This window comes from Kribbella sp. (assembly GCF_035687465.1).
Lineage (GTDB): Bacteria > Actinomycetota > Actinomycetes > Propionibacteriales > Kribbellaceae > Kribbella.
Genome location: NZ_DASRXP010000367.1, coordinates 1 through 9,802, shown reverse-complemented (window position 1 = coordinate 9,802; position 9,802 = coordinate 1). Strand labels below are relative to the sequence as shown.

Sequence of the window (9,802 nt, the reverse complement as noted above, 5' to 3'; positions counted from 1 at the left end):
CGCGAAGTACTTCGCGATCCTGCCGGCACTGTTCGCGGCCGCCTACCCGGGGCTGGACAAGCTGAACATCATGCAACTGCACTCCCCGCAGTCGGCGATCCTGTCCGCGGTCATCTTCAACGCGCTGGTGATCGTCGCACTCGTCCCACTCGCGCTCCGCGGTGTGCAGTACAAGCCGTCCTCGGCGTCGGCGATGCTGCGCCGCAACCTGCTGATATACGGCGTCGGTGGCCTGATCAGCCCCTTCATCGGCATCAAACTCATCGACCTGCTGGTCTCGCTCATCCCGGGCATCGGCTGAAGAGGGAATTGACAATGGCAAGCAATCGAAGAGGGACACTGGCCCAGTTCGGGGTGGCGATCCGGGCGATGGTCGTACTGACAGTGCTGCTCGGCATCATCTACCCGCTGTTCATGACCGGCGCCGGTCAGGCGCTGTTCCATGGCAACGCGAACGGCTCGATGGTCCAGGTGAACGGCAAGGAGGTGGGGTCCGATCTGATCGGTCAGGCCTACACCAAGCAGGCCGTCAAGGACGGCCAGCCCGAGGTCGACGCCGACGGCGAGCCAGTGATGGTCGCCGACCCGTTGTGGTTCCAGAGCCGGCCGTCCGCGGTCGACTACGACGCCGCCGGTAGCGCGGCTTCGCAGTACGGGCCGAACAACCCCGACCTGCTGGCGCTGATCGACGAGCGGCGCAAGGCCGTCGCGGACCTGGAAGGGGTCAACCCCTCGCAGGTCCCGCCGGACGCGGTGACCGCGAGCGGTAGTGGTCTGGACCCGCACATCAGCCCGGACTACGCCGCGCTGCAGGTCAACCGGGTCGCCCGCGAGCGCGGACTCGACGTCGGCAAGGTGGAACAGCTCGTCAAGGACAACACGAACGGGCGGACGCTGGGATTCCTCGGTGAGCCGACCGTCAACGTGGTGACCCTGAACGCCGACCTCGCCGCCCAGAGCTGATCACCGACGGACACGGACGGGGGTATGAGCAACCGCGGGCACCTGCGGATCTATCTCGGTGCCGCGCCGGGTGTCGGCAAGACCTACAAGATGCTCGGCGAAGGACAGCGGCGGGCTGAGCGCGGTACGGACGTGGTGGTCGGCTTCGTGGAGACTCACGGCCGGCCACACACGGGCGGCATGCTCGAAGGCCTGGAGGTGGTGCCACGGCGCATCCTCGACCATCGTGGTGCGAGTTTCACCGAGATGGACCTGGATGCACTGCTGGCACGCCGGCCCGAGGTCGCGCTGGTCGACGAGCTGGCCCACACGAACGTGCCGGGCAGCCGGAACGAGAAGCGCTGGCAGGACATCGACGAGCTGCTGACCGCGGGGATCAACGTGATCTCCACGGTGAACATCCAGCACCTCGAGTCGATCAACGACGTGGTCGAGAAGATCACCGGGGTTCCCCAGCGGGAGACGGTGCCGGACCGGGTGGTCCGGGCCGCCGACCAGATCGAGCTGGTCGACATGGCTCCCGAGGCGCTCCGCCGCCGAATGGCGCACGGCAACGTCTACGCAGCGGACAAGATCGACGCTGCCCTGGGCAACTATTTCCGGGTCGGCAACCTCTCCGCGCTCCGAGAGCTCGCGCTGCTCTGGCTGGCGGACCGGGTGGACGCCGGGCTGCAGCAGTACCGGTCCCAACATGACATCAACTCCACCTGGGAGGCACGCGAGCGAGTCGTCGTCGCAGTGACCGGCGGACCCGAGGGCGAGACCCTGATCCGGCGCGCGGCCCGGATCGCCGCCCGCTCCTCCGGCGGGGACCTGCTCGCAGTCCACATCACCCGCTCCGACGGATTGACCGGTGCGGATCCGTCCCGGCTCGCCCAGCAACGCCAGCTGGTCGAAAGCCTGGGTGGTACCTATCACCAGGTGGTCGGCGACGACGTACCGGCGGCCCTGCTGTCGTTCGCGCGGGCCGAGAACGCCACCCAGTTGGTGCTGGGAGGCAGCCGACGCTCGAGGTTGTCGGCTTTGCTCACCGGGCCGGGGATCGGGGCGACCTCGATCCGTGAGTCCGGTGACATCGACGTTCACATCGTCACGCATGGCGAGATGGGCCGCGGCCGGCTGCCCGGCCTGCGGGGGAGTCTTTCCCGGCGCCGCCAGATCGCGGGCTTCGTGCTGGCGGTCGTGCTGATCACGGCGTTGGCCGTGCTGCTCGGCCTCGGCGGCGACGCCCTGAACCTCACCAGCGACGTCCTGGTGTTCCTGCTCGCCGTCGTCGTGGTCGCCCTGGTCGGCGGCCTCTGGCCGGCATTGGTGACCGCGGTCGGCGGATCGCTGGTCCTGAACTACTTCTTCACCCCACCGATCCGGACCTTCAACATCTCGGAGCCCAACAACGCCCTGGCGCTGGGCATCTTCATCCTGGTCGCGGCGATGGTCAGTTCGGTGGTCGACCGGGCCGCCCGCCGTACCAGGCAGGCCGCGCGGGCAGCGGCCGAGTCCGAAACCCTGGCCACCTTGGCAGGCACGGTTCTTCGTGGCGAGACGGCGCTGCAGGCGTTGATGGAACGGGTCCGAGAGACCTTCGGGATGACCGGAGCCTGCCTGATGGAGCGGCTGGAGACCGACGAGCTCACCGAGACCTGGCGTCCGATCGCCGGCGCCGGTACGCCGACCTGCCGGCGACCCGAGGACGGCGACGCCGAGATCCCCGCCCGCGACGACCTCGTACTGGTCCTCCAAGGCCGAACTCTCGCGGCAGACGAGCGACGCCTGGTCGGTGCTTTCGCTGCCCACGCGGCAGCGCTGGTCGACCGATCGAGGCTGAGCGAGGCGGCCGCGGAGGCGAAACCGCTGGCCGAAGCGGACAAGCTCCGTACGGCGTTGCTCCGGGCCGTCGGCCACGATCTCAGGACTCCCTTGGCCTCCGCGAAGGCGTCGGTGACGAGCCTGCGGAGCTCTGATGTCGATCTGACCCCTGCCGAGCAGGACGAACTGCTGGCCAACGCCGATGAATCCTTGGACCGGCTGGCCCGGCTGGTGGACAACCTGCTGGACCTCAGCCGCCTGGAGGCCGGCGTTCTGCCGGTGTTCACCCGGCCGATGGCGCTCGACGAGATCATGCCCGGCGTGATGGCCGAACTGGGCGATGACAACAGCTTGGTGACTGTGGACATCCCGCACACCCTTCCCCTGGTCGACGCGGATCCCGCGCTGCTCGAGCGCGTGATCGTGAACCTGCTGGCGAACGCGATCCGCTACTCGCCGCCGGGCCGGCCGCCGCTGGTGACGGCCAGTTCCCTCGGCGACTCGGTCGAGGTACGGGTCGTCGATCGCGGTCCGGGGATCCCGCGGGCCGACCGCACTCGGATGTTCGCGCCGTTCCAGCGGCTGGGGGACACCGACAACACGGTCGGCGTCGGTCTGGGGCTGGCCCTCGCGCGGGGACTGGCCGAGGCGATGCACGGCACCGTGCAGCCGGAGGACACCCCCGGGGGTGGTCTGACGATGGTCGTGGCGATGCCGGTGGCACCGGCCAGGGCGGACGACGTACCGGTGCCGGGCAGTCGCGAGCGATCCGAGCCGGAGATGGAGGAGCAGGGATGACCAGGGTGCTCGTGGTCGACGACGAACCACAGATCGTCCGGGCGCTGCAGATCAACCTCAAGGCCAGGTCCTACGAAGTCCACACAGCAGCCACCGGTACTGCGGCGCTGTCGGTGGCGGCGCAGTACCCGCCCGACCTGGTGATCCTCGACCTCGGGCTGCCGGACCTCGACGGCGTCGACGTGATCCGCGGACTGCGTGGCTGGACCGAGGCGCCGGTCCTGGTCCTGTCGGGACGGACCGACAGCTCGGACAAGGTGGAGGCGCTCGACGCCGGCGCCGACGACTACATGACCAAGCCGTTCGGGATCGACGAGTTGCTCGCCCGGCTGCGCGCAGTACTGCGGCGAAGCAATCTGATTCCTGACGAGCCGGTGGTCACCTTCGGTCGCACGCAGGTCGACCTGTCCGCCAAGCGGGTGGTCCTGGAGGGCGGTGGGGACGTCCGTCTCACCCCGACCGAGTGGCATCTGCTGGAGGTCCTGGTCCGCCATCCCGGCAAGTTGATGTCCCAGCACCAGTTGCTCACCGAGGTGTGGGGACCCGGCTACGAAACCGCCAGCGGGAATCTCCGCTTCTACATGGGACAGCTTCGGCGAAAGCTGGAAGCCGACCCGGCCCGGCCGGTGCACCTGCTGACCGAACCAGGGATGGGCTATCGCTTCGAACCGTGAGGTTTCTCGTACCAGATCTAGTGAGGAAGTTGGTGTGGCCATGAGTGTGGTGGACAACGCCGTGTACGTCGACGGGCACCGTGCTTGTGAGCCGGAGTCGTTGGAGGACACCTACGAACTGCTGCGGGACCGGCACGGGATGGGGTGGATCGGTCTCTATCGGCCAGACGCGCTGGAGGTGCAGTCGGTCGCCAAGGAGTTCGGCATCCACCGGCTGGCCGTCGACGACACCATCTCCGCCCATCAGCGGCCGAAGCTCGAGCGCTACCGGGAGGTCCTGTTCACCGTACTGCGGACGGCTCGCTACCTGGACGACCTCGAGAAGGTCGAGTACGGCGAGCTGCATGTCTTCACCGGCAAGGATTTCGTCGTCACGGTCAGGCACGCCGAGTCGCCCGACCTGGCCGCGGTACGGCGTCGGCTGGAAGGCGCACCGGAGTTGCTGAAGCTCGGGCCGGAGGCCGTGCTGTACGCGATCTTCGACCAGGTCGTCGACGAGTTCCTGCCGGTGGTGGACGGGCTGCAGACGGACATCGACGAGATCGAGGACCAGGTCTTCAGCGGCGATCCCGAGGTGTCGCGGCGGATCTACGAGCTGCTCCGCGAGGTGGTGAAGTTCGAGCGGGCCACCCAGCCGCTACCCGTGATGATCGCCGATCTGCGGGCCGGCTTCGACAAGTACGACGTCGATCCGGAGCTGCAGCGCTATCTGCGCGACGTCGGCGATCATGTGGAGCGCGTCTGCGACCGGGTCGCCGGGTTCCGGGTGCTGCTGGTGAACATCATCGGGATCAGCGCGACCCTGGTCGGCCAGCGCCAGAACGAGGAGACGCGACGGCTGTCGGAGCTCAGCCTGCGGCAGAACGAGGAGGTCAAGCGGATCTCGTCGTGGGCGGCGATCCTGTTCGCCCCGACCTTCGTCGGCACGGTCTACGGGATGAACTTCACCCAGATGCCCGAACTCGACTGGACCCTCGGCTACCCGTTCGCGCTGGTGCTGATGTTCCTCACCGGCTTCGCCCTCTACCTGATCTTCAAGAAGCGCGGCTGGCTCTAGCTCCGGCTGATGGACACGAGGGTGGGGGCGGTGTCCATCGACGGTTCGTCGTCGGGGATCCGGAAGCGGAATCTGCAGACGATCGCGTCGGTGTCCCGGCGCAGCGCGTGGGCCAGCATCGCGCCGCGCTGGTTCTGCAGGATGCGTTGCCAGATGTGCTCGGGCTCGATCTCGGGGATCAGCACGAAGACGGTGGCGATCTCGGTCTGCCGGACGTAGCGGACGATCGGGTCCGTCAGTCGGCGGCGTTCGTCGTACAGGGCGACCAGCGGGATCTCCGGCTGCCACCGCTGCCAGTCGTCGAGCAACCGGGTGAAGTTCTTGACGTCGTCGGGGTCGCTCGTGTTGACCGCATGGACCGCGACCACGTCGTGCCCGAGTCCGCGGGCCACCGACAGGGCCTCCCGGGTGAGCTTGCTGACGCCCTGCACCGGTACGACGACTCGCGACCGGCGGGGCTCCGGCTTGGTCGGGATCCGGCCGAGCTCGAGCCGGGCACCGATCCGGCGGTAGTTGCGGCTGACCGATTCCATCAGCAGGACCAGGGCCGGCAGCGCGACCGCGATCAACCAGGCGCCGGCGGTGAACTTGGTCACGGTGACGACGACTGCGGCCACGCCGGTCAGGATCGCGCCGACACCGTTCAGGGCCAGCTTGGCCCGCCAGCCGTCCGGGCGGGTGTGCCACCAGTGCCGGACCATGCCCGCCTGGGAGAGCGTGAAGCCCACGAAGACACCGATCGCGAACAGCGGTACGAGGGTGTTCATGTCGCCTCGGGCGCCGATCAGCAGCAACGCGGAGACGAGTGCCAGGAAGCCGATGCCATAGCGGTAGACCTGCCGTTGCCCACGCAGTTTGAGGATGTGCGGCAGGAAGTGGTCCTTGGCCAGCAGCTGGGAGAGCACCGGGAGCCCACCGAACGACGTGTTGGCGGCGAGCGCCAAGAGGATCACGGTGGAGGCCTGGACGACGTAGTACCCGAATCCATGGCCGAGTGAGGCCTCGGTGAGTTGGGAGAGCACCGTGACGCCCTCCACCGGCCTGATCTCGAATCGCTTGATCAGCACGGCGAGACCGATCAGCATCACGGCAAGCAGGACACCAAGGGTGAGCTCGGCACGCTGTGCCCGGACCACTCGCGGCTTGCGGAACGCCGGTACCGCGTTGGCGATAGCCTCGACGCCGGTCAGGGCAGCACAACCGTTCGCGAAGGCCTTCAGCAGCAGCAGGACGCCGATCGTGTGAACCTGACCGGCCTGCTCCGCGTTCCCAGTGGCGACAGCCGCCGGTCCTTCGCGGAGCAGACCGGCCAGAATCACGGTCAGGATGGCGATCACGAAGATCGCCGTGGGCACGATGAACATCCGCGCGCCGGTGGCGACGCCGCGCAGGTTCACCGTGGTGACGAGGAGCAGCACGCCGAGCGCGAGCCAGACGCGGTACGCATGAAGACCCGGCACAGCTGAGGTCAGCGCGGCGACACCGGCCGCCACCGATACCGCCACATTGAGGATGTAGTCGATCACCAGTGAGGCCCCGGCGACCAGGCTCGCCCGCCGGCCGAGATACGCCTTCGAGACGCCGTACGCACCGCCGCCGTTGGGGAAGGCGGCGATCACCTGGCGATACGACAGCACCAGGACGAGCAGCAGTACGGCGATCGCGATCGTCACGGGAAGCGTCAGCCCGATGGCCGTCGCGCCGCCGAGTGCCAGCACGAGCACGATCGCCTCGGGACCATAGGCAACCGACGCCATCGCGTCCAGGGACAGTGCAGCCAGACCACCGAATACGCCGAGCCTGTGCCGATCGTCCGAGGTGACTGTCACCCGCCCACTCTCCGCCCCGGTGGAGGTTTCGGCACCGCCCCCTCACGGACTCCTCACACGGCAGTCACCAAGACCAACACCCGTCTCACACACAGGGCCCCGAAGGTGGCATCCCGTTCGATATGGACGGCACACCGGTGACTTCGTACACTGCCCGGGCGGTCATCGGGTTCGACGAAGCGGGAGTTCGCCATGGTGCGCAGGACCGGCAAGTCGTCGTACCCCGTTGCTCAGGTCGACCGACGGCGCCGGGCGGTTGTTCTCGCCGCCATCGGCGCAGTGCTGGCGGCTCTCGTGGTCGGCGGTGGGATGGGATACGCGATGGGACATCCCAGCGCCGGCGAGTCAGGACTCGCCGAGGCCGAGGCGTCGGAGGCGGCCCGCGATCGCAGCCAGGTCGGCGAACTGACGGCGCTGGCCCGGACAACGCGGGATCGCATCGACCCGGTGCTGGCGGGCCTCGTCGCGGCCGCCGGGTCCAAGACCTCCGCGTCCGCCGCGACCGTCGACGGATGGCGACGGACGATGACGGCGAGCGCGGAGCCCTTCGCGGAGCCGCCGTCGGGTACGACGGCAACAAACGTCGCGCGCGGCGGTTTGCGGGCGGCGGTGGAATCTGCCGCCACCGCCGTCGAGACGTACGCTCGCACGCTCGCCGTTCCCGCGGCTCAACGCCAGCCGCTGCTGGACGTCGCGAAGCAGCAGGCTGTGAACGCGGCAACCACCTGGTCGGTGGCCGCGACCCAGCTTGACCAGATCAATATCGATGCCGGGTACGGCCACCAGCATGTCTACCTCGCCGGCAATGCTTCAGGGGCGATGACCGCGGACAAGGCCCCCGAGGGCGGCAAGTAGAGGGCCAATGGCAAGGACGACGGCCAGCGTGGCGTAGCCGGAGCCGAGCGTTGCCATGGTGGCGACGCCCGCAACCAGGAGTGGGCCGCCGGCGTCGCCGAGTTCGCGACCGAGTTCGGCGGTGCCCATGGTCTGGCCGAGTCGGGCCTGGGGGGTGGAGGCTGCCAGGGCGGCGAAGCCCAGGGGAGTGATCAGGCCGGTCCCGATGCCTATCAGGATCGCGGCTAGCAGGACACCCGCGATCCCGGGCAATGTGGCGCAGCCGAGGCCGGTTGCTGCGAGCAACAAGCCGAGGGTGACGCCGGTTCGGGTGGTGATGCGTCCGGCGTCCAGCGCGCGGCCGGCGCGGGGCTGGACCAGGGCGGCGGTGGCTGCCAGGACGGACACAGCGGCACCGGTGGCGATCGTGCCCAGACCTGCCGCTGCGCCGGTCACCGGGAGGAAGCCGACGCCGACGGACAGGGCTGCTGTCGCTCCGGCCAGGGCTGCCGTCGGTCGCAGGAACGCCGGATCAGCGACTCGGCGGGCGAGGTCGATCACGGTCTGGCGGGTACGCGGTAGCGGCGGCACGGCCGGTACTGCGAGCAGCGCCCAACCGGCCACCGCGACACCGAGGACAGTCATCACCGCGAACAACAGCCGGAACCCACCAAGCCAGACCAGAGCACCGCCGAGCAGCGGACCGAGGGTGTAGCCGATGCTCTTGTAGAAGCCATAACTTCCAAAGGCTCGGCCGTGTTTGGCCGCAGGGTTGAGCCTGGCCACCAAGGCGGATGCCGATGGAGAGAACGCTGACGCCGCGGCGCCCTGACCGAGCCGCGCTGCCCAGAGCCAACCGGGGCTGTCGGCAACGACGTACAGGCCGGAGGCGAGAGCGAAGCCGAGCAGGCCGGCGAGCAGCACCGGCCTGGCTCCGATCCGGTCGGCGATGGTGCCGAACACCGGCTTCAGCAGTACTTCGGCGCCGTCGTACAAGGCGAGCAGGAGCCCGAGGGTAAGCAGCGACTTCACCGCGTCCTCGGAGTACCCGCCGAGGTTGGCTGCGACAGAGTGCGCCCCGAACGCTGTGGTGAAGCCGGCCGCATAGAGAGGCCACATCCGCCGGTCAGGTGCCACTAGCTGGGGTTCTCGTGCAACGCGCGGAACACCCGCTCGGCGTAGTCCTCACACGCGGCCACGCACTCCTTGAGGCGTGCCGTCGCCTCAGCCGCCTCCGGGGTCCCGAAAACGTCCCGAGCTGTCAGGTCACGATGCCAGCGGCGCAACCGCTCCACGCTCTGCTCTTCCTCCTCGAGCTCGGCCAGGGTGAGCTTCTTGATCCGGATCTCCTTGGCCAGCTCGGCCTCGAACTTGCCGCAGTCGGACAAGAACTCGATCCAGTCGTCCCGCCGCGCCGCGTTGAAGAGCCCCTCGAGCCGTTCGGCATCGGCCGTACTACGCCCCGCTGCCGCCAGAATCGTCGCTTCACCGTCAGCCCGTCCGACCAGTTCGACAACTCGGTCAACCGCAACGGTGAAGGCGGGCAGCGCGGGCACAGCCCACACGCCTTGCCCCAGTGATAGGGCACCGGCCTTGCGCAGTTCCCGCCACACTGCCACCCGATGGCGCGACGGCTCAGCCGGTATCCGGATCACCAGGACCAACCACGGCGCGCGGTTCGCAGTCACATCCAACAATGTATCACGCGTTACATTGGGATCGAGCGGACCAGCTACCAGGCAGGGTGGACCTCATGACATCGGACCTATGGACGGCGGTGTTCCTCGTGGTCGCTTCGTTCGGTACCGCGGTGCTGTCGGCTGTGGCGGGCTTCGGGGGCG

The 9,802-nt window shown here is 68.5% G+C and carries 8 protein-coding genes and 1 pseudogene; 6 read left to right on the top strand and 3 right to left on the bottom strand.

Annotated features, from left to right (window positions below; genetic code table 11):
- The 5 genes and pseudogenes from VFG33_RS19200 to VFG33_RS19180 all read left to right on the top strand — a co-directional run.
- Nucleotides 1–301: pseudogene (locus tag VFG33_RS19200) on the top strand (potassium-transporting ATPase subunit B); the annotation flags it as partial.
- Between the two features lie 14 nt (nucleotides 302–315).
- Entirely contained in the window at nucleotides 316–963 is a 648-nt protein-coding gene (gene kdpC / locus VFG33_RS19195; protein WP_325054277.1) for a K(+)-transporting ATPase subunit C, read from the top strand.
- Nucleotides 964–987: 24 nt separating this feature from the next.
- A complete protein-coding gene (locus VFG33_RS19190) occupies nucleotides 988–3,567 on the top strand; it encodes a sensor histidine kinase (RefSeq protein ID WP_325054276.1) in 2,580 nt (859 codons plus the stop codon).
- A complete protein-coding gene (locus tag VFG33_RS19185) occupies nucleotides 3,564–4,241 on the top strand; it encodes a response regulator (protein WP_325054275.1) in 678 nt (225 codons plus the stop codon). The genes VFG33_RS19190 and VFG33_RS19185 overlap by 4 nt, the downstream gene beginning before the upstream one ends.
- 40 nt (nucleotides 4,242–4,281) lie before the next feature.
- A complete protein-coding gene (locus tag VFG33_RS19180; RefSeq protein ID WP_325054274.1) occupies nucleotides 4,282–5,298 on the top strand; it encodes a magnesium and cobalt transport protein CorA in 1,017 nt (338 codons plus the stop codon).
- Here the strand turns inward: VFG33_RS19180 and VFG33_RS19175 are convergent.
- The gene (locus VFG33_RS19175; RefSeq protein ID WP_325054273.1) at nucleotides 5,295–7,127 is read right to left on the bottom strand and encodes an APC family permease; all 1,833 of its coding nucleotides are present in this window, start codon (nucleotides 7,125–7,127) and stop codon (nucleotides 5,295–5,297) included. The two genes, VFG33_RS19180 and VFG33_RS19175, sit on opposite strands and share 4 nt — an antisense overlap.
- 192 nt (nucleotides 7,128–7,319) lie before the next feature.
- On the opposite strand from VFG33_RS19175, the gene VFG33_RS19170 reads away from it, so the two are divergent.
- Nucleotides 7,320–7,982 carry a hypothetical protein gene (locus VFG33_RS19170; protein ID WP_325054272.1) on the top strand — a complete coding sequence of 221 codons (663 nt, stop codon included), beginning with the start codon at nucleotides 7,320–7,322 and terminating at the stop codon, nucleotides 7,980–7,982.
- On the opposite strand, the gene VFG33_RS19165 is transcribed toward VFG33_RS19170, so the two are convergent.
- Together VFG33_RS19165 and VFG33_RS19160 are read right to left on the bottom strand one after the other, a co-directional pair.
- The gene (locus VFG33_RS19165) at nucleotides 7,938–9,080 is read right to left on the bottom strand and encodes an MFS transporter (RefSeq protein WP_325054271.1); all 1,143 of its coding nucleotides are present in this window, start codon (nucleotides 9,078–9,080) and stop codon (nucleotides 7,938–7,940) included. The genes VFG33_RS19170 and VFG33_RS19165 overlap by 45 nt on opposite strands.
- A 17-nt stretch (nucleotides 9,081–9,097) precedes the next feature.
- Nucleotides 9,098–9,649, bottom strand: a complete 552-nt coding sequence (locus VFG33_RS19160; RefSeq protein ID WP_325054270.1) for a Chromate resistance protein ChrB — start codon at nucleotides 9,647–9,649, stop codon at nucleotides 9,098–9,100.
- Between the last annotated feature and the right edge of the window lie 153 nt (nucleotides 9,650–9,802).

What these genes read in the sequence shown, in the direction of transcription:
- VFG33_RS19180 (WP_325054274.1), top strand. Translation starts at nt 4,282, where the DNA reads ATGAGTGTGGTGGACAACGCCGTGTACGTCGACGGGCACCGTGCTTGT.
- VFG33_RS19185 (WP_325054275.1), top strand. Translation starts at nt 3,564, where the DNA reads ATGACCAGGGTGCTCGTGGTCGACGACGAACCACAGATCGTCCGGGCG.
- kdpC (WP_325054277.1), top strand. Translation starts at nt 316, where the DNA reads ATGGCAAGCAATCGAAGAGGGACACTGGCCCAGTTCGGGGTGGCGATC.
- VFG33_RS19170 (WP_325054272.1), top strand. Translation starts at nt 7,320, where the DNA reads ATGGTGCGCAGGACCGGCAAGTCGTCGTACCCCGTTGCTCAGGTCGAC.
- VFG33_RS19165 (WP_325054271.1), bottom strand. Translation starts at nt 9,080, where the DNA reads ATGTGGCCTCTCTATGCGGCCGGCTTCACCACAGCGTTCGGGGCGCAC.
- VFG33_RS19190 (WP_325054276.1), top strand. Translation starts at nt 988, where the DNA reads ATGAGCAACCGCGGGCACCTGCGGATCTATCTCGGTGCCGCGCCGGGT.